Below are 17,875 nucleotides of genomic sequence, written 5' to 3' on the forward strand. Positions count from 1 at the left end.
ACCATGAACGCCCCAGTCCTCCTCGTCGTCGCCCACGGCAGCCGCGACCCGCGGCACGCGGCGACCGTCCAGACGCTGGTGCGCCGGGCCGGTCTGCTGCGGCCGGGCGTGCGGGTGGAGACGGCGTTCCTGGACTTCAACCTGCCGTCCGTGCCGGGGATCCTGGACCGGCTGGCCGCGGAGGGCGTGCGCGAGGTGGTGGCGCTGCCGCTGCTGCTGACCCGCGCCTTCCATGCCAAGGCCGACATCCCCGCCGTACTCCGCCAGGCGCCCGCCGGGCTCCACATCCGGCAGGCGGACGTCCTCGGCCCTTCTCCGCTGCTGCTGGCGACGGTGGAGCGGCGGCTGTACGAGGCCGGGCTCACGCCCGGCGACAAGAGCACGACCGGGGTCGTCCTGGCCTCGGCGGGCTCCACCGACCCGGAGGCGATCGCAGCGATCGCAGAAACGGCGCGGGAGCTGCGGAACACCGGTTGGTGCTCCGTGCGGCCTGCGTTCGCCTCCGCATCCCTTCCCCGTACGGACGAAGCGGTACGGGCGCTGCGCGCCGAGCCCGGCGTCCGGCGGGTGGCCGTGGCCCCGTACGTGATCGCCCCGGGCCGCCTCCCGGACCGCATCGCGGCGGGCGCGTCGGACGCCGACGTCCTCGCCGGTGTCCTCGGCCCCTCCCCCGAACTGGCCCGGCTGCTCCTGGAGCGGTACGAGGAGGCGGCGCGCGCCCCGGAGCGGGTGGCGGTCGCGGGGTAACCGCTCGGCGGATCAGCCGGTCGGCCCGGCGGCCGGGTTCCGGCCGCTGAGGGCGAGGGCCCGGGTGAAGGTGTCCGCGTCCGCGGGGGCGGTGACGGGCGCGGCGAAGCCCTCGTAGCGGCGGTAGACCTCGGCGTGTTCCTCGACGACGCCGAGGACGAAGGCCGCCGTCGGTTCGGGCAGGTCGATGTCCTGGCCCGTGGAGCGGGCCAGGTCCCAGCCGTGCAGGGCGAGTTCCTTCACGAGGAGGGCGGCGACGGTGGGGGCGGGCATCGTCACGTAGCCGGTGTCGACCTCGCCGTCCCAGACGCCGGGGCGCTGCCAGGCGGCCAGGGCGCGGTCGAGCCGGTCCGCGTACCGCTCGGCCCAGTCGGGCTCGGCGGTGAAGTCCCGTTCGACGGTCTCCTCGGGGAGCGGGGTGCGCAGGGCGCGGTGTTCGAGGCCGTGCGCGGAGTAGAGGACGAGGTGGTTGGCGAGTTCGCGGACCGTCCAGTCGGCGCAGACGGAGGCCGTGGCGAGCTGCTCGCCGGTGACTTTGCGGGCGATGCGGGCCGCTTCGGCGGCGCACACGGTGAGGTGGTGGTGGATCTCGTTCATGCGCCCGACGCTAGGGGCCGTCCGGGGGCCGGTCTTGAATTTTCGCGACAGGGCCACGGGCCGTGTCAGGAGACGTCGAGGCCGCCGGTGCGGGTGCGCTTGATCTCGAACAGGTCGGGGTGGCCGGCGAGCACGCGGAAGGCGTCGAAGAGTTCGGCGGCCTTCTCGCCGCGCGGGACGGCCCGCAGGACGGGTCCGAACCAGGCGGTGCCGTCCACGTGCAGGGTGGGGGTGCCGACGTAGGCGCCGGCCTCGGGGTCCTTGCCGGCGTCGTGGCTGCGGCGGACGGTCTCGTCGTGGGCGGGGTCGTGGGCGGCGTCGGCGAGTTCGGCGGGCAGGCCGAGTTCGGCGAGGGATTCGGCGATCACGGCGTCGAAGTCCTTGTTCTTCCGCTGGTGGATGCGGGTGCCGAAGGCGGTGTAGAGGGGGCGGAGGATGTCGTCGCCGTACTTCTCGGCGGTGACGGCGGCGACTCTGACCGGGCCGATCGACCGGTCGACGAGGGTGCGGTACCAGTCGGGCAGTTCGTTGCCCTCGTTGTGGAGGTAGAGGCTCATGACCTTGAAGCGCAGGTCGAGGTCGCGGTGCCGTTCGACTTCGAGGATCCAGCGGGAGGTGATCCAGGCGAAGGGGCAGGCGGGGTCGAAGTAGAAGTCCACGGTGGTCGTCATGGCGTCGACCCTAGACCCGGCTTGGCCCCTTCCAGCGGGCCATTCAGGCTCCGCCGGACTGGGCCAATCAGCCCGTCATCTCGACCAGCTTGCGGACCGTGTTCCAGTTGCGGGCGGTGACGGTGAGCCCCTTGAAGAGGGCGGGCCGGGACAGGACCTCGCCGAGCCGGGAGCGGCCGAGGCCGTCGGGCGCGTAGAGGTAGAGCACGCGGTCGCCGAGCGCGAAGGACTCGGGGGCGAAGGACGCCCGGTCGAGGCCGGCGAAGCGGTCCTCGTCGACGGGGCCGGAGAGGAAGAAGGCGTGCAGCTGCTTGCCCTCGAGCTCGGCGGCCGGGTAGGGGCAGTCGGCGGCGACGGCGGCGAGGTAGCCGTGGTCGCGGACGAGACAGTCGACCGGGAAGCCGAAGCGCTGCTCGATCGCCGCCTCGACGGTCTCCCTGACGGCCTCGTCGGGCTCGTCGGCCCCGCTGGTGAAGACGGCGTTGCCGCTCTGGAGGTAGGTCTTCACGCCCCGGTGCCCGAGCTCTTCGAGGAGCGAACGGAGCTCCGCCATGGGGACCTTGCGGTGTCCTCCGACGTTGATCCCGCGGAGCAGCAGGGCGTAGGTCGTCGTCATGGGGCCACCTTAGAGGTCGTCTCGTTCGGTTGGCCTGCGGTAGCACGTGCGGCCTTGCGCCGGGGCGCCGGCTTTCACCTCCGCCCTCGCCCAGCCCGGTCATCCGGCTTGAGCGGAGCTGCTCGTGGCACGACGATCCCACGGACAGATCCAAGAGACAGGCCCCTACATGCCTGAGGGGGTCAGCTCTGCTATCCAGCGGCGGGCCTCGGCGGAAGGTGTGTCGGCGCCGAGGAGGGGGCCGGACGACAGCTTCCGTCTTCCCTTGTCCTCGCTCGCCCAGAACGTCAGGGAGGCGGTGCTTCTGGTGCAGCCCGAGGGCTGCTTGCTGTCGGCGAGCTCCGCGGGCGCGATGCGGAGCCGGGTCGGCTCCTGGGAGAACACCTCCGCCTTGTACGTGCACCTCTCGCCCACCGCGCTGATGGACACGAGACGGATGTCGCGCTTCGCCGCGCCCTGACCCATCGTGACTTCGAAGCGGTAGGTGCCGTCCGCTCCCCGGCCGCCCCACGAGCCCCGGAACTTCTCCGGCAGCGCGCCCGTGGCGGGCGGCACCTTCTCGAACAGGTCGGGTTCGTAGGAGGTCTGTCCGTCATTGTGGCGGTCGTAGAAGCTCGGGTCGTCCTCCCACTCGAACGCACCGTTCCACGAGGCGACGAACGCCCCGGTACCGTCCGGGCGGGAGGAGCTGTAGTCCTCGGTGGTGTCTTCGCACCGTTCCGCCTCGGACCGGGGGCTTACCCTCTTCAGCCGGCTCGATCCGAGCGCGATCGCGTCGCTTCTGGAGGCGGTGATGGTGCTTTCCCAGACGCACAGCCGCACCTCGTTGAGCAGGGAGTACTGGGCGGTGCCCTTCGCATCGACGAGCAGGCGTGCGAGCGCCCCCTCCCTGCGCAGGTCGCCCATGCTCAGGCGCGCCTCCCAGCTCCCCTGCAACGCCTTCGGAGCACTCAGCGACGGTGGTTCCCCCGCCCCGCCCTGCCACGGGCGGAGCGCGAGCAGGCCACCGACGGTGACGAGCACCACGACGGCTGCCATCCCCGCCACGACGGCCGGGCGACGCCGCTGTTCCGGGGGCTGCGCCGACACGTCCGAGCGTGCCGTTTCGTCGTGTCCCGGCCCCACCGTGGGCGCCTGCGCGAGCGCGTCCGACGGAGCCGCGGCGGGCGCGGGCACGGGCTGAGGTGCGGCGGGCACGGGCCGGGGTGTGGGTACGGGCCGGGCGGGCACCGGCGGAGTGGGAACCGGACCCGGCACGAGGGCCGTGTGCGGCCGCAGCGGATCGAAGTCCAGCAATTGTGCCGCGTGCCGCCCCAGTTGGCCGAGCAGCGCGCCCGGAAGCCATTCATCGACGCCTTCTGTGGCGGTGCGGGCGGCGATCTGCTCCGGCGTGGGGCGTTGTGCCGGGTCTTTCCGCAGGCAGTCCCGTACGAGTCCGAGGAGCGTCTCCGGCAGCCCGTCCAGGTCGGGCTCCTCCTCGGCGACCCGGAACAGCTGGGCGTGCAGCCCGTTGCCGGTCGCCCCGAAGGGCTGGCGCCCTGTGGCGGCGTAGGCGAGGACCGAACCCAGGCAGAACACATCGGAGGCGGTGGTGACGTGGAGCCCACGCACCTGCTCCGGGGACATGAAGCCGGGCGAACCGATCACCATGCCCGTACGGGTCTGCAGGCTGTCCCCGCTGATGCTGTCCAGCGCCCGGGCGATACCGAAGTCGATGACCCGGGGCCCGTCCACGGTGACCAGGACGTTGGACGGCTTGAGGTCGCGGTGGACGAGTCCCGCCCCGTGGATGGCCTGCAGGGCGAGCGCGAGCCGGTTGGCCAGGACTCGCACCGACTGCTCGGGCAACGGCCCGTGCCGCTCGGCCACGACGGCGTGCAGATCGGGTCCGGGAATGTACTGGGTCGCGACCCAGGGCGTCTCCGCGTCCGTGTCCGCGTCGAGCACGGCAGCGGTCCAGGCTCCACCGACCCGTTTCGCGGCCGTGACCTCGCGCGCGAACCGGGAGCGGAATTCGGCGTGTTGGGCGAACTCGGTCTGCACGACCTTGACCGCGACAGTGCGCCCGCCTTCGGAGCGGGCGAGATAGACCCGGCCCATGCCGCCGGCACCTAAGCGGGCGATGAGGCGGTAAGGGCCTATGCGCGGCGGGTCTTCGGCAGTCAACTGGTCCACGAGGAAGGAGGGTAGCCCAACGGTCCACCAGCGAGGGGTCGGACGGTTTCGTTCCGTGCAGCGGGTGCGGACCGCCCGTGCCCGGCAGGGAATTGCTTGTGTGCGAGATCGCCGCCCACAGGCCCAGCCGCGTCCTGCCTCGCGCTGTTTGAACGGGATAGCTTCGATCAGTCGGCGACGGTGCCGATCAGCCGCCGCGGGGTGATCCTCACGACCACCCGCATCACCTCCGGCGGCAGTTCCAGGTACTCCTCGCCGGCGCCGGGCCCCTCGTACTGCTCGGCCAGTTGCACGGCCAGCTTCCGGTCCACGTCCTCGGCCACCGTCGCGGTGCCGCGTACCTCCAGGTAACGCAGCGGGTCGGCCCGGTCGTAGACGGTCAGGCTGACCCGCGGGTCGCGCTCCGATCGGGAAATCCCGTGCCGGCGCGCGGGCACGGGACGACCGCCGCGCCCCGTGGGGGAGGGCACGGCGGTCGCCGGTCTCAGTGGTGCTCCGCGCGGACCGTCGTCACTCGACGATCTTCAGGAGCTTGTTGGCGGTGCCGGGGTTCGCGTTGGAGATCTTGTCGGGGGTGGCCCCGGAGATCAGTGCCTCGGCGACCTGGTCCGGGGTGGCGTCGGGGTGGGCCGCGAGGTAGACGGCGGCGGCGCCGACCACGTGCGGGGTGGCCATGGACGTGCCGGAGATGGTCTTGGTGCCGGTGTCGCTGTCGTTCCACGCCGAGGTGATGTCCGAGCCGGGGGCGTAGAGGTCCACGACCGAGCCGAAGTTGGAGAAGCTCGACTGCTGGTCGTCCTTGGTGGAGGAGGCGACGGTGAGGGCCTCGGTGACGCGGGAGGGGGAGCCCTGGCCGGCGTCGGAGGACTCGTTGCCGGCGGCGACGCCGAAGGTGACGCCGGAGGCGATCGCCTTCTTGACCGCCTCGTCCAGGGCCGGGTCTGCGCTGCCGCCCAGGCTCATGTTCGCGACGGACGGGCCCTTGTGGTTCTGGGTGACCCAGTCGATGCCGGCGACGACCTGCTCGGTGGTGCCGGAGCCGTTGTCGTCCAGGACGCGGACGGCGACGATCTTGGCCTTCTTGGCGACGCCGTGGGCGGTTCCGGCGATGGTGCCGGCGACGTGCGTGCCGTGGCCGTTGCCGTCCTGGGCGGTGTTGTCGTTGTCGATGGCGTCGAAGCCGTCGGCGGCGCGGCCGCCGAAGTCCTGGTGGCTGACGCGGACGCCGGTGTCGATGACGTACGCGGTGACGCCCTCGCCCGCGTTGTCCGGGTAGGTGAACTTCTTGTCGCCGGCCGTGTCGGCCTGGTCGACCCGGTCGAGGCCCCAGGACGGCGGGTCCTCCTGGGTGGCGTTGATGGTGAACCTGCGGTTCTGCACCACCTTGGCGACGGCCGGATCCGCGGCGAGGCGCTTGGCCTCGGTCTCGGTGAGGCCGTTGACGGAGAAGCCGTTGACGCTGGAGTCGTACGAGCGGCGCAGGGTGCCGCCGTACTCCTTCGCCAGGTCGTTCTTGCCGCTGCGGCCGGTCTTCTCGTCGAGCAGCACGACGTAGCTGCCGGCGACGGCGTTCTCGGCGCCGAGGCCGTAGACCGTTCCCTCGGCGGGCGTGGGGGCCGCGCCGGCGAACGGGCTTGTGAGGGCGGTGATTCCGGCGGCCGCGGCGATCGCGGTCGTGACGGCGATGTAACGGGTCCGGCGGACTCGCTTGTGTATGGCCATGAAGAGGGGTCTCCTCGTCAGGATTTGTGGGGGGTTGGGCCACCGGCGGGAAGATCTCCGGTCGCTCGTTCGAAACCCTGACTCATTGACGAGTGCAAATCAAGACCTTCACAGAGCTATGACTTGTTCAACAAGGTTTCTTAATAAGAAAAGGGGCGAGTCTTCTCAACTCGCCCCTTGCCCCAGCCCCTTCAGGATCGGGGCACCTCCGCCTCGATGAGCTCCGCCTCGATCAGGTCGGCCGCGCGCCGCGTCCCGCCCTCGCCCGCCATCTCCTCGGCGATCTCGCGTGCCCGGCGGGCCACTTCGGGATCGTCCACGAGAGCGAGCACGGTCTCGCGGAGCCGTTCGGGCGTGACCTCCTCCATGGGCAGGTGGCGGGCGACTCCGAGCGCCTGGAGCATGTCGGCGTTGCCGAACTGGTCGACCGCCTGCGGCACGGCCACCATCGGAGTCGCGGTGGCCAGGCCCTCCTGGCTGCCGCCGGCCCCCGCGTGGGTGACGAAGGCGTCGGCCTGCTGGAGGACGGCCAACTGCGGCACCCAGGAGTGCACCTCCACGTTGTCGGGGACGTCGCCGAGTTCGGCGGGGTCGACGAACCTGCCGATCTGCAGCACCACGTGCCATCCGTCGAGGCCGCCGAAGGCCTCGACGCAGGCGCGGTAGAACGCCGGCTGTTTGGTGAAGGCGGAGCCGAGCGAGACCAGGAGCACCTTCCCGGCCGTCTCGGGGCGCCGCCACTCCCCCGCGTCCGGCTGCTCGGCGCGGCAGGAGCCGACGAAGGTGTAGACGGACTGGTCGACCCGGTCGGCGTGCGGCTGGAGTGCCTTCGGGATGAGGACGAGCGCGCGCCTCGGGCGGGCGATGAGCCGGTCGGGGTGGGTGTCGACGCCGTGGGCGGCGAGCCACTCCTCGAACCGCGCGTAGTACGCCTTGCCGCGGGGAGAGGCCTTGAGCTCGGCGAACATCGGCTCGGCGACCTCCTCCTCGTATCCCTCCCAGGGGACGAGATTCGGCCAGAGCGAGAGGGCGGGGACGCCCCAGGTGTGGGCGAGGACGGGGGCGGGGTACGAGGTGATGTCGTGCAGCACCAGGTCGGGGCGGTCCTGGTCGAAGGCCGCGGCGAGCTGGGGCAGGGCCTGGACGGCGTCGTCGAGGAACGGCTCGATGTTGTCGATGAGTTCGGTCCCCCAGGCGTCGGGGTCGTCGTCGGTCGGCAGCACGCTCTCGTACACGACCGGGGTGGCGCCGGTCGCGGCGACCTTGTCGGCGAAGGAGGCGGGGATCGCGTAGCTCACGCGGTGCCCCCGGTCGACGAGTTCGCGGATGACGTCGAGGCTGGGGTTCACATGGCCGTGGGCGGCGATGGAGAACATGGCGATGTGGGAGCGGTGAGTCGCGGTCATGAGGAGGACTCTAAACGAGACGAGACGTCTCGTCCAATCTTTTTCCCGTACGCCCCCCTGCGGGGCGACCGGGAGCTCAGTCCCGCTGGTAGCGGGCGAGCACCCGGTTGCCGTCCTCCACCAGACGCCGTCTCAGCTCCTCGTCGCCGATCGCCCCGCTGTAGTACTCCTGGAACGCGGGCGTGGCGACCTTGTCCTTCCACTCCGGATAGCCGCGCACCGACTGCGCGGGCGCCGGCCGCAGCTGCCGGGCGACCGCCGCGCCCGTCGCCCAGCCGGCCTCCGGGGTGTGCAGGGCCGGGTCGGCGAGCGCGGTGGTGGAGGTGGGCAGCATCCAGTCGCCGAGCGCGAGCCGGACGGTGTTCCGGGGCTGGAGCAGGAAGTCGAGGAACGCGGCGGCCTCCCGCTTGTGGGGACTGTCCTCGGCGATGGAGAGGGTCTGCGGACTGACGCCCTGCGCGAGCCCGCCCGCTCCGGCGGGCGCGGGCAGCACCATCCAGTCGAAGCCCTTCGGGGCCTGCTGGACGATCTGCTGGCGGTACGAGAAGCCCAGCGGGACCATCGCGTACCTGCCCCCGAAGAAGCCGGGCAGGGTGTCGGAGCCGCCGCTGCCGAGGGTGGACCGGGAGGCGGTCCGGTCGGTCGCGACCATCGCCCGGATGGTGCCGGGCACGACGGCGTCGCCGTCCTCGAAGCGCAGCGTGACCTTGCCGTCGGTCCCCCGGTGGAAGAGCCGCCCGCCGGCCGACAGGCCCAGGTTGAGCGAGACGGAGACCGGTTCCTTCAGCGGCCAGGCGACGGCGTACCGGCCCCGGCCCATCCGGGCCGTCAGGTCCCGCGCGACGCTCCGGAACTCCTCCCAGGTCCAGGGCCGTTCGGGTGTGGGGATGCGGACGCCAGCCTGGGTGAGGATCTTCCGGTTGGCCATGATCACGCGCGGTTCCTGGAGGAACGGCACGCCGTAGATCCCCTCGCCGAAGGTGGTGGTCCGCCAGCTGTGCGCGGGGATGTCGGCGCGCAGCCGCTCGGACAGCAGGGGGCGCAGGTCGGCGAGGTAGCCGCCGTAGGCGAAGTCGGCGAGGTCGTCGGAGGCGTCGTGGATGAGGTCGGGTGCCTCGCCGCCCTCGAAGGAGGTGAGCAGCTGGTCGTGGACCGAGTCCCAGCTGCCCTGGACGTAGTCGACCTGGACGCGGGGGTGGGCGGCGTTCCACTCCGCCACCAGTTCCTTGTTGGCGTCGACGGACTCCTTCTGCCAGGCCAGGGACAGGAAGCGGAGCCGGACCACTCCGTCGGCGGCCCGCTCGTCGCCGGAGCCGCCCGCGGTGCAGCCGGCGAGCAGCAGGACGAGGACGGCGACGGCGCCGGCGAGCTTCGTCAGGCGCCTCATGACTTCACCGCCCCGGCCAGCATGCCGCCGGTGATCCGCCGCTGGATGACGGCGAACACGACGAGGGAGGGCAGGGTGGCGAGGAAGGCCGCGGCGGCGAGCGGCCCGAGGTCGGCGACGCCCTCCGCGCCGAGGAAGTGCGTGAGGACCACGGGCAGGGTCTGTTTCTCCGGGGTCTTGAGGAGCACCAGGGCGAAGAAGAACTCGTTCCACGCGGTGATGAAGGCGAAGAGGGCGGTGGCGACGATGCCGGGGGCGAGCAGCGGGCCGGTGACGGAGACGAGGATCCGCAGCCGTCCGGCGCCGTCGACCGCGGCCGCCTCCTCCAGCTCGGTGGGCACGGCCCGTACGTAGCCGGTGAGCATCCACAGGGCGAAGGGCAGCGACCACACGACGTACACCGCCACCAGCCCGCCGAGGGTGTTGATCAGATGGAGGTTCTTGAGGATCAGGAAGAGCGGGATGATCAGCAGGACGAAGGGAAAGGCCTGGCTGACCACCACCCAGCCGGTCGCGGCGGTGGTGAGCCGCGAGCGGCGGCGGGCCAGGACATAGGCCATGGGGGTGGCGACGGCGACCGCGACGAGGGCGGCGGCGAGCGCGGCGAGCAGGCTGTTGCCGGCCGCCCGGAGCAGCGGCTGTTCGTCGAAGGCCTGCCGGAAGTTCTCCAGCGTGGGGTCGTGCGGGATCCAGGTGGGGTGCAGGGAGCCCAGTTCGCGGGCGGGCTTGAAGGCGGTGGAGACCAGCCACAGGAACGGGAAGGCGAGGAAGACCAGATACGCGAGGAGGGCCGCGTACTGGCCGGCGCGGGCGGGCCCGCTGGTACGGAAGGCACTCACCGGTCCTGATCTCCCTTGAGCCGTCCGACGAGGAACAGGGCGAGGAGTACGGAGACGACGGCGACGAGCACGCAGCCCATGGCCGCCGCGTAGCCGAACTGGCCGTAGCGGAAGGCCTCCTCGTAGGCGAAGAGCATCGGCAGCCGGGTCCGGCCGCCCGGTCCGCCGGCCGTCAGCACGTACACCAGGGCGAAGGAGTTGAAGTTCCAGATGAAGTTGGTACTACCTGTCGTCCGGATCCGCTCACCTGGCAGTCGTCCCAGCGAGGAGCTGCTGACCTGCGCATTTGCCCGCATGGTCCATCATGGGTTGATCAGTGGACGTGGCACGTTGAGCAAGATCATCTCCCGCTCGTTTCCCACCTCTCCCCCACACAGACCAGGGCCGGGTCGCTCAACACCCTCGAAGGCGTCCACAGCGACCCGGCCCTGGCTTTGGCCAGCGAATGTCTCGTACAAGGAGTGGACCTTGAGGGACACTCGCTGGTGCGAGCACCCGTCATTGTGGGACGGGTGACCGTAGGGGCCGTCTTCTGCTCGCGCTGGGGAATGGGCGAACTGGAGGCGGTCCCATCGGCGCCTGCGAGACCTGAACCCGAGGCGCCGAGCTCTCTATGCAGTTGCCCCCGGTATACCAACCGAAGCGTAGCGCCCTCTAGATATATCTAGCGGCCTCCGCGATTCGTACCCTGCGACCCTCAGTGAAGATCATCCCCAGGGGTCGCCATGTCAGCCGATGCGCGCTACCGCCGCATCGCCGCCGACATCCACGCCCGCATCCAGGCCGGCGAATGGAGATCGGGAGAACTTCTGCCCTCCCGAATCGTCATGGCCCAGCGGTACGGCGTGCACGAGCAGACCGTCCGGCTGGCCTACCAGCTCCTCCGGCAGACCGGAATCCTCGAGGGAGAGAAGCGCCGCGGCGTCTACGTAGCGCACCCTCCTGCTATGCGCACCCTCACGGATCCCGACGCGCCCTGGCCCTTCAGTTGCGAGACCACCGAAGCCGTCTCCTGCCGGGCGACGGATGACCTGTCCGCTCGCCTCGACGTTCCCATCGGCGCCACCCTTCGGCGCGAGGTGGTGGAATGCATGGACCCGGGGGGTCGGTCGGCCATGCTGGTCACGTCGTGGTGGCGCGGCCGGCGCCGACGGCATGCATCGTTCGTAGTGGAACTGGGAGTGCGGCCGGTGGTCGAGAACGAGGCCCGGTCGCTCGGGCTGCTGGCTGACGCCCTGGCCTACCGCTTGGTGCGGACACGTCTCGATGATGGGGGGCGCCCCGTGGAGACCGCTGATCTCGTCCTCCCGATGGATCGCTGGATGATCCGCCTGAGCGGCACGGCATAGCGCGACGTCAGCGGGGGCGCCCAGCAGTGCAGGGCCTGACGCACATGTCGCAGCATGCACTACTTGGCATATGCCTGTGAACGGGTGTGCGAGAGAAAGTTGCACGCTCAGTTCACACGGGGCGCGTTTCTGTCACAAGGAGCGACGCTTTGGGGATAGTGTCCGACCCCCGCCGTAGGCTTGCCGCATGCCCGAGTCGACTGAGACACCCCGCCAGACGGCCGCCGAGCTCAACGACCAGATCCGCCACCTGGTCCGCGGCGGGCTCACGGCGACGGCCGGCGCCGAGTACCAGCGGCTCGTCGTCGCCTGGGCCGAGGCGCTGCGAGCCGAGCAGGAACTCGCCGCTTAGGATCCGCCCGTGGCAATCGAACTCTCACCCGAGCTGATCCGGCTCGAGCAGCAGGCCTGGACAGAGATCCAGGCCAAAGCCCTCACCGTGGAGACCGCGGCGGCGGTCCAGCAGGCGATCACCGCGCATACGGAGGCGACCGGACAGGACCGGTATAAGGTCGAGATGGCGCTGAAGAAGCAGGTGCGGAACCCGGAGCCTCCGGCGGCCTCCGAGTAGGCGCCGGGCGCATCCGAGGCGGCGCCGTCGACAGAATGCAGCAGTGGGCCCCCACCGTCGTCGGCGACGGTGGGGGCTCGCTCGCGTCCAGACAGTGCCCCGCCCCGGTGCATCACGCCGGGGCGGGTCCGGTAGCCGCGTCAGCCAGAAGACGCGGATAGATGACAGCTGGGTACAACTCGCCGCTGACAGCCCCAGATGCTCGGCGATCCACCTGACCACTAGACTCGAACTTGTGTACGACTTGCCGCCGGATCTGCCCCGCCTCCGCACCCTGGAGACGTACCTCGCCATGCTCCTCGGCGACGTCCGCGACCGCATCCGGAAGGCCGAACAGCAGCAGGCTGCAGCCGTATCCGCCCGAACCCTGCCCGCAGGACCCGGCTTCGTGCTGTCCTTCCTGCGGAAAGGCGGCCAGGCCCACGCCGACAGCGTCCACCTCGATGACTGCACGATGGCTAGCCGCCACACCCGCCCGCTCGACCGCGACCAGGCCCTCCAGGCCATCACCACCGGTGGCATCCGCGCCTGTGAAATCTGCCGGCCCGACTCCGAACTCGGAGTCCTCGAGTAGGACCGGCGGCCTTGGGCACTCGCCGGTGCATGAGCGCCCCGATCATCGTCCACAGGCCCAGCCCGTCCGGCGGCCGGCGCGTCACCGTTCGCGACGACCAGATCCTCGGCCTCGCTCACAGCGACAAGGACGTCGTCGAGTTCCTGCGCCGAGCCGGCCTCGACGACGCAGAGGCCCTACTGGACGACCCGCGCTGGGTCGAGTGGCGCGGAGGCCGAGCCCACGAATACGAGGCCGCCTAGGACGCCCGCTTTCGGGCCGTCTTCTTTGCTGGCGCCTTCTTCTCGGTGGTGGTCTTCTTCGCTGCTGTCTTCTTCGCTGCGGCCTTCTTCTTCGGCTTCGGCATCTCGTGCACCGTGGCCGGCCCGCCGGTCTCGCCGCGGGACTCCCGCGCCTTCGCCACGGACGCCTCCAGGGCCGCCATCAGGTCGACCACCGGCGCCGTAGGCGCCTCCTCGCCCTCAACCGGCTTGGGCTGGCGGTGCTCGGCCTTCGCGGCGATCACCTCGTACAGCGCCTCGGTGTAGTGGTCGGTCAGCCAGTCGCCAAGGTCGGCCATGCGCTCGATCGACATGGTCGCCAGCAAGGCGAGCGCGCCTTGGATCTCCTGCTCGGTGAGCTCCGTCTCCGGAGGTGCGAGCTCGCCGGACGAGCGGATCTCGTCGCCCCAGTGCAGCCCCTGGATGACCAGGGCCTCGCCGAGGGGGCGCATCAGCCCAAGGCGCTCACGGCCGCGCAGCGCGTACTTCGCGACGGCCACCTTCTCCGTGCGGTCGAGGGCCTGCCGCAGGAGGGTGTACGGCTTCGCGGCGACGGCGCCACTCGGGCGGGCGTAGTAGTCGCCGGCGCCGTAGCTGACCGGGTCAATCGAGTCGGCGTCGACGAACGCCACGATCTCGATCGCCTTCGCCGTGGGGAGCGGCATGGCAGCCAGGTCCTCGTCCGTGATCGGGACGAGATTGTCCTTGGACACCTCGTAGGCCTTGCCGATCTGGTCCTCGGTGAGCACCTCGCCGTCAATCTCGCAGCGCTTCTGGTAGCGGATCCGGCCCCCGTCCTCGAGGTGGATCTGCCGGAAGTGCACGTCGTGCGACTCGGTCGCCGGCTCCAAAGTGATGGGCACCGTGACCAGGCCAAACGAGATCGCGCCGGACCACATAGGACGGGGCATCGTGCTCCTCCAGAACGCCCCCCTGGGGTTCTGACCTCAGGCTATGCAGACGCCCCCGGTGATCGCACGCCTGAAGCCTCCCGTGGGGAGGACCGGGAGGCCGGGCGCGGCCCCGCCCACTGGGACAAGCAGGCGAGGCCAAGCGCGGTCCCTCTCCGGGGGATGGTTGCGAGGACCGCGTGCGCACAGCCTGCACCCGGCGCCCGCAGCGACGCTAGAGGCGTGCACGAAAGAGACGGCGGCATATGACCAAGTTCTGTCAGCACGTGCACATAGCGGTGATGGTTGTCTCGGCCATAGGGCCTCCTTGGGTGGTGGGAAGTTAAAGGCCAGTTGAGCCGATGGAGGCCCGACTGCGCATCTCTACAAGGTTGTTCGGAGTGTCGCGCGCAACTGGCCTCAACGCTGGGAGCCGCCTGGGGCGAGCAGGTTGGTCAGTTCGGCGATGGCCTCAGGTGAGGGCTTGAAGTACTTGCGGACGTTCTCAGGCTTCTTGTGCCGCGACTTCGCCATGAGCATCAACAGGGATGCGCCCTGCTCGCCGAGGTGGGTAAGCGAGGAGTGCCGGTACTCGTGGAGGTCCCAGCCCGTCCCGGGCCCGGCTGTAGCGGTGGCCTCGTCAAGCAGTGCGCGTGCTTGGCCGTAGGAGAGGCGGGCGAATCCGGTGTCGGGGCAGACATCACGGGCGCTGACGATCTTCCCAGGACCCGGTTTCCGGTGGGCTACAAAGACAGGGCCACGGGTGCGGTCCTTGAGAAGGCGCGGGAGTAGCCGCGCCGTGCCGGCGTCCCAGTAGACGGTCTCGAGGACGAAGTCGTCACGGGTTTCGCCGCGCCGACGGGTCTTGGCCTTTGCGCCCTTGGCCTTCACCTGGCAGCGGCGGCCGGCGAAGTCGAGATCCTCGATGTTGAGGCCCAGGATCTCGTCGGAGCGGGCGGCCGTCTCGTACAGCATGCGCCAGAGCGTCTTCTCGCGCAGGTGGATGTCGCGCCGGCCGATGAGGCGGTCGATCTCTGCCTTGGATCGTGCGGGAGTATCGCTGTCGGGTGGGGTGATGCGCTTCGACCAGGGCGGTACGGAAGGGCCGCCGTATCCGCGCTCCTGGCACCACGTGAACCACGATTGCACGGCCGCGCGGCGGGCGTTCCACGTGTTGACGGCGGCCAGTCCCCAGAGTTGCTCTAGGGCCTGCCCGACTTCGTCGTCGGCGATGGAGTCGAGCGGTCGCCCGGCCCCGATGTGCTCGACGGTTTTGCGGATGCCGATGCCGTAGTTCCGTGCCGTGTTGGGGTTGTTCAGCGCGTCCAGGTAGCGGTCTGCCGCCGCCTGGACGGTGAGCGCTTTGCCGGTGGGGAGCTGTACGACGTTGCCCACGTTTCTCCTTGCCGCAGATAACAGGGTGGGTTCGTGCGGCCGTTGGTTGGCATCCGTCCAGCTCAGCTTTGGCCGTACCACAGATAATAGAGCATTATCTGTGGTTAACTTCAGCGCATGGCCTACGACATGGAGCAGCGGCGCGAAGCTGCTGAGAGAAGCGGCGTGCCCTTCGAGTACCTCGCCCGTCTCGTTGCGGCAGAGTCGACTCCCGACGACCCTCGCGGCGACGGGGCCCTCATCCGCCAGATGACGGTGGTCTTCGACCACCATCTGGCCAAAGCGCTCATCGGCCCGGACCCAATTGAGGACTTGAAGCGCTTCGGGTTTGTGGAGACCGCCGAGATCCTCGAGGCTCGCCGCAAGAGCTAAAGGACACAGCAGAGGGCCCCCGCCGCGTGATGCGGCGGGGGCTCTGTCATTCCTCCTGTGGCCAGTCGGGCTCGAGGAAGAGGCCTTCGTGCTGGGGGGTGGGCTGCTCGGGTAGCACACCCATGTCGACGAGGGTCTCGGTGTCGGCTGCGGCCGGGTCGATACGACGCTCGACGGGCCGAGGGGACGGCGGTTCAGGCATGGTCACACTCCGGTGCGGTTGTACTCCTCGACGAGCGGGTGCACAGGCACCGGTTCGATGCCGGCCTTGTGCATCTGGTCCGCCCACCGGTTCACAGTCCATGAGAAGGCCCGCAGCAGCGACTCGCACCGGGCCTGCCGGCCACGCAAGGCACTGTTCTCCTCGTCCACCCTCTTCACCGTAGCCTGGAGCACCGCCAGGTCTGCGGCCTGCTGCTGCGGGGCGGCCGATGCCTTCGCGGCCTTGACGGTGGCGCGGGCGACGAACACGCCGCCCCCGCCCAGGATGCCGCCGGCGGCCCCCACGATGGCCGCCCAGTCACCGACGTTCATCCGGCCTCTTCTCTCCGGCCGCGGCGAGCTGGGGGACCGAGTACTCGGGCACCGTCGCGGCCCACATGATGACCCCGACATGTGAGGTCAGGTACCAGACCGCGACCCAGATGGCGCGGGAGTAGTCGCCGGTGAGGACTGCCGCCAGGTAGGCGACGGCCCACACCGATGGGGGGATGAGCGCCGCGAGGAAGCCGTAGCGGTCACGGCCGACGCGGAGGAACGCGGAACTGACTGTGATGAGGCCGCACACGATCCACAGCCAGGCCCAGTGGCGCAGGCTGCACAGGTTGGTGAGCAGCTGCAGCCCGTCGCCGCTGGGCGGGTCGACGAGGAAGCTCACGCCCCAGCAGGTCTTGCCGGTGCCGAGAATGAGGAGGAAACCGCCGCGGCGCCCCAAGTGCTTTCGGGCGCGCCGCAGCGCCGCGCACCGCACCTACACCCCAGTGACGCTGCGACCGCTGGTCGTCGGCGAGACCTGGCCGCGGGTGATGAGGCCGAGGACGGCGAGCACGACAGCGTTGAGGGCGCCCACGGTCTCAGCGGACACCTCCAGGCCGTAGGCGGCGAGGAGAGCGACGCCGGCGGCGACGAGACCGGTGAACGCACTCGGGGCGATGGGGCGGGTCATGGCGGCGGTCGCGGCGGCCAGGACAGCGGAGATGGCAGCGACGATGGCGCCTGCCTGCTCGCCGCTGAGGCCGACGTTGAAGGTGACGAGCAGCGACAGGGAGGCGCTGAGGGTGGCGATGACGAGCGCGGGCTCGCGGCCGAAGATTCTCATGTGGGTCTCCTTCAGGCGGCGGGGGTGCCGTTGATGTCGACGTCGACCTTGATGACGGCGTCGCGGATGGCTGCCTGGACGGCGGCCACGACCTGGTCGGTGTCGACGTCCTCGCCGACGAGCTTCGTGAGCGCCTCCACCGCAGCGGTCAGGGCGGCGAGCTGGGTCATGACCCGCTGGTGCCGGCTATCAGCCCAGCGCACGAATGTGGCGGCAGACCGGGTCGGCCCCTCCGGGTCGGTCGGGGACTTCCACGCGGTGGCCCACGTCTTCGCGGCAGCCAGGTCCGCGATCTTGTTCATCTCGGCGTCGGTCAGGGGCACGTCGTTCTCCTCGAGCGGTGGGGTGGTCTGGCCGGGGTTCCAGCTCGGCGGGTGCTTGAGCCGCTCGGCGACGGCCCGGCGGAAGGCGTTCATGTCGATCCGGGGGTCCAGCGGCTTGCGGCGGGTGGCTTCCTTGTGCGCCCAGATGGAGTCCGCCGACCAGCCGTGAAAGCGGCACCGGGCAGCCTGCACGCGGACAGCGACGTCGTACTGCTTCGCCGGCCAGGCGCGGCCCTCGGCACCGGAGTTCTCCACCTCCAGGCCGTAGGAGACGGCGTTGCCGTCGAGCTCGTCGGGGCCGGGCGCCGGGTGCACGGAGCGCTCGTTCAGCACGACGTCGTAGGCGTTGCGCGCCACCTTCCCAGCGTGGTTGGTGCGGCCGTTCCCGACGAGGTAGAGGCGGCCGGAACGGGCGAGGAAGTCGTGGCACACAGGGCCCGGAAGGTCGGCGTTGCCGCGGTAGCAGTAGTCCGCCAGGCCGGATCCTTCGCCGGCAGTGTGGTGGACCATCGTGGCGTGGACGTCGCCCCAGGCGCCGCGGCCGTTGCGGTTGTGGGTGCGCCAGCCGGGCATCTCGACGATGTCGGTGACGCCCTCGGCGCGCAGGGCCGCCAGCCACTGGTCGGCGGTCATCGGTGTGGCCATCGGGCCTCCAGACATGCA

The 17,875-nt window shown here is 70.5% G+C and carries 22 protein-coding genes and 1 pseudogene; 7 read left to right on the forward strand and 16 right to left on the reverse strand.

All coding sequences use genetic code 11. From position 1 onward, the window contains the following. The first annotated feature begins 3 nt into the window (after positions 1 to 3). A complete protein-coding gene (locus tag ABTZ91_RS15400; RefSeq protein WP_352077637.1) occupies positions 4 to 747 on the forward strand; it encodes a sirohydrochlorin chelatase in 744 nt (247 codons plus the stop codon). A 12-nt stretch (positions 748 to 759) separates the two neighbouring features. On the opposite strand, the gene ABTZ91_RS15405 is transcribed toward ABTZ91_RS15400, so the two are convergent. The 10 genes and pseudogenes from ABTZ91_RS15405 to ABTZ91_RS15450 form a co-directional block, all read right to left on the reverse strand. Then, positions 760 to 1,344 carry a TIGR03086 family metal-binding protein gene (locus tag ABTZ91_RS15405; RefSeq protein WP_352077638.1) on the reverse strand — a complete coding sequence of 195 codons (585 nt, stop codon included), beginning with the start codon at positions 1,342 to 1,344 and terminating at the stop codon, positions 760 to 762. 65 nt (positions 1,345 to 1,409) lie between these two features. Continuing rightward, positions 1,410 to 2,015 carry a DsbA family protein gene (locus ABTZ91_RS15410; RefSeq protein WP_352077639.1) on the reverse strand — a complete coding sequence of 202 codons (606 nt, stop codon included), beginning with the start codon at positions 2,013 to 2,015 and terminating at the stop codon, positions 1,410 to 1,412. A gap of 67 nt (positions 2,016 to 2,082) precedes the next feature. After that, positions 2,083 to 2,631 carry a DUF1697 domain-containing protein gene (locus ABTZ91_RS15415; protein ID WP_352077640.1) on the reverse strand — a complete coding sequence of 183 codons (549 nt, stop codon included), beginning with the start codon at positions 2,629 to 2,631 and terminating at the stop codon, positions 2,083 to 2,085. Positions 2,632 to 2,796: 165 nt separating this feature from the next. Further along, positions 2,797 to 4,806 (reverse strand): serine/threonine-protein kinase, encoded by a 2,010-nt coding sequence (locus ABTZ91_RS15420; protein ID WP_352077641.1) that lies wholly within the window; start codon positions 4,804 to 4,806, stop codon positions 2,797 to 2,799. 167 nt (positions 4,807 to 4,973) lie between these two features. Beyond that, positions 4,974 to 5,243, reverse strand: a complete 270-nt coding sequence (locus tag ABTZ91_RS15425) for a hypothetical protein (protein WP_352077642.1) — start codon at positions 5,241 to 5,243, stop codon at positions 4,974 to 4,976. A gap of 73 nt (positions 5,244 to 5,316) precedes the next feature. Further along, entirely contained in the window at positions 5,317 to 6,528 is a 1,212-nt protein-coding gene (locus ABTZ91_RS15430) for a S8 family serine peptidase (protein WP_352077643.1), read from the reverse strand. Positions 6,529 to 6,719: 191 nt separating this feature from the next. Further along, the gene (gene mgt / locus ABTZ91_RS15435) at positions 6,720 to 7,934 is read right to left on the reverse strand and encodes a macrolide-inactivating glycosyltransferase (protein WP_352077644.1); all 1,215 of its coding nucleotides are present in this window, start codon (positions 7,932 to 7,934) and stop codon (positions 6,720 to 6,722) included. A gap of 76 nt (positions 7,935 to 8,010) precedes the next feature. Beyond that, the gene (locus ABTZ91_RS15440; protein ID WP_352077645.1) at positions 8,011 to 9,321 is read right to left on the reverse strand and encodes an extracellular solute-binding protein; all 1,311 of its coding nucleotides are present in this window, start codon (positions 9,319 to 9,321) and stop codon (positions 8,011 to 8,013) included. After that, positions 9,318 to 10,160 (reverse strand): carbohydrate ABC transporter permease, encoded by an 843-nt coding sequence (locus ABTZ91_RS15445; protein WP_352077646.1) that lies wholly within the window; start codon positions 10,158 to 10,160, stop codon positions 9,318 to 9,320. The genes ABTZ91_RS15440 and ABTZ91_RS15445 overlap by 4 nt, the downstream gene beginning before the upstream one ends. Continuing rightward, a pseudogene (locus ABTZ91_RS15450) lies at positions 10,157 to 10,378 on the reverse strand (sugar ABC transporter permease); the annotation flags it as partial. The gene ABTZ91_RS15445 and the pseudogene ABTZ91_RS15450, both read right to left, overlap by 4 nt. Positions 10,379 to 10,885: 507 nt before the next feature. Between ABTZ91_RS15450 and ABTZ91_RS15455 the strand changes: the two are divergent. From ABTZ91_RS15455 to ABTZ91_RS15475, 5 genes are all read left to right on the forward strand, one after another. Then, the gene (locus ABTZ91_RS15455; RefSeq protein ID WP_352077647.1) at positions 10,886 to 11,509 is read left to right on the forward strand and encodes a GntR family transcriptional regulator; all 624 of its coding nucleotides are present in this window, start codon (positions 10,886 to 10,888) and stop codon (positions 11,507 to 11,509) included. A 187-nt stretch (positions 11,510 to 11,696) separates the two neighbouring features. Then, positions 11,697 to 11,861 carry a hypothetical protein gene (locus tag ABTZ91_RS15460; RefSeq protein WP_352077648.1) on the forward strand — a complete coding sequence of 55 codons (165 nt, stop codon included), beginning with the start codon at positions 11,697 to 11,699 and terminating at the stop codon, positions 11,859 to 11,861. A gap of 9 nt (positions 11,862 to 11,870) precedes the next feature. Next, positions 11,871 to 12,080 carry a hypothetical protein gene (locus tag ABTZ91_RS15465; RefSeq protein WP_352077649.1) on the forward strand — a complete coding sequence of 70 codons (210 nt, stop codon included), beginning with the start codon at positions 11,871 to 11,873 and terminating at the stop codon, positions 12,078 to 12,080. 235 nt (positions 12,081 to 12,315) lie between these two features. Beyond that, positions 12,316 to 12,654 (forward strand): DUF6233 domain-containing protein, encoded by a 339-nt coding sequence (locus tag ABTZ91_RS15470; RefSeq protein WP_352077650.1) that lies wholly within the window; start codon positions 12,316 to 12,318, stop codon positions 12,652 to 12,654. A 29-nt stretch (positions 12,655 to 12,683) separates the two neighbouring features. Beyond that, positions 12,684 to 12,896, forward strand: coding sequence for a hypothetical protein (locus tag ABTZ91_RS15475; RefSeq protein WP_352077651.1), 213 nt, complete (start codon positions 12,684 to 12,686; stop codon positions 12,894 to 12,896). Here ABTZ91_RS15475 and ABTZ91_RS15480 read toward each other — a convergent pair. Both ABTZ91_RS15480 and ABTZ91_RS15485 read right to left on the reverse strand, forming a co-directional pair. Continuing rightward, positions 12,893 to 13,825, reverse strand: a complete 933-nt coding sequence (locus ABTZ91_RS15480) for a Ku protein (RefSeq protein ID WP_352077652.1) — start codon at positions 13,823 to 13,825, stop codon at positions 12,893 to 12,895. The genes ABTZ91_RS15475 and ABTZ91_RS15480 overlap by 4 nt on opposite strands. 399 nt (positions 13,826 to 14,224) lie before the next feature. Beyond that, positions 14,225 to 15,199, reverse strand: a complete 975-nt coding sequence (locus ABTZ91_RS15485) for a site-specific integrase (protein WP_352077653.1) — start codon at positions 15,197 to 15,199, stop codon at positions 14,225 to 14,227. A 117-nt stretch (positions 15,200 to 15,316) separates the two neighbouring features. Between ABTZ91_RS15485 and ABTZ91_RS15490 the strand changes: the two genes are divergently transcribed. Beyond that, on the forward strand, positions 15,317 to 15,571 hold the full coding sequence (locus ABTZ91_RS15490; RefSeq protein WP_352077654.1) for a hypothetical protein: 255 nt from the start codon (positions 15,317 to 15,319) through the stop codon (positions 15,569 to 15,571). Between the two features lie 204 nt (positions 15,572 to 15,775). Here ABTZ91_RS15490 and ABTZ91_RS15495 read toward each other — a convergent pair whose 3' ends face one another. The 4 genes from ABTZ91_RS15495 to ABTZ91_RS15510 all read right to left on the reverse strand — a co-directional run bounded on the left by ABTZ91_RS15495 (position 15,776) and on the right by ABTZ91_RS15510 (position 17,857). After that, positions 15,776 to 16,105: a hypothetical protein gene (locus tag ABTZ91_RS15495; RefSeq protein WP_352077655.1), complete on the reverse strand. Its 330-nt coding sequence runs from the start codon at positions 16,103 to 16,105 to the stop codon at positions 15,776 to 15,778. Further along, on the reverse strand, positions 16,092 to 16,448 hold the full coding sequence (locus tag ABTZ91_RS15500; RefSeq protein WP_352077656.1) for a hypothetical protein: 357 nt from the start codon (positions 16,446 to 16,448) through the stop codon (positions 16,092 to 16,094). Before ABTZ91_RS15500 ends, ABTZ91_RS15495 begins: the two co-directional genes overlap by 14 nt. 93 nt (positions 16,449 to 16,541) lie before the next feature. Further along, on the reverse strand, positions 16,542 to 16,889 hold the full coding sequence (locus tag ABTZ91_RS15505; RefSeq protein ID WP_352077657.1) for a hypothetical protein: 348 nt from the start codon (positions 16,887 to 16,889) through the stop codon (positions 16,542 to 16,544). An 11-nt stretch (positions 16,890 to 16,900) separates the two neighbouring features. After that, a complete protein-coding gene (locus ABTZ91_RS15510; RefSeq protein WP_352077658.1) occupies positions 16,901 to 17,857 on the reverse strand; it encodes an N-acetylmuramoyl-L-alanine amidase in 957 nt (318 codons plus the stop codon). Between the last annotated feature and the right edge of the window lie 18 nt (positions 17,858 to 17,875).

Origin of the sequence: Streptomyces sp. NPDC126499 (genome assembly GCF_040302485.1) — a bacterium.
Classification (GTDB): domain Bacteria; phylum Actinomycetota; class Actinomycetes; order Streptomycetales; family Streptomycetaceae; genus Streptomyces.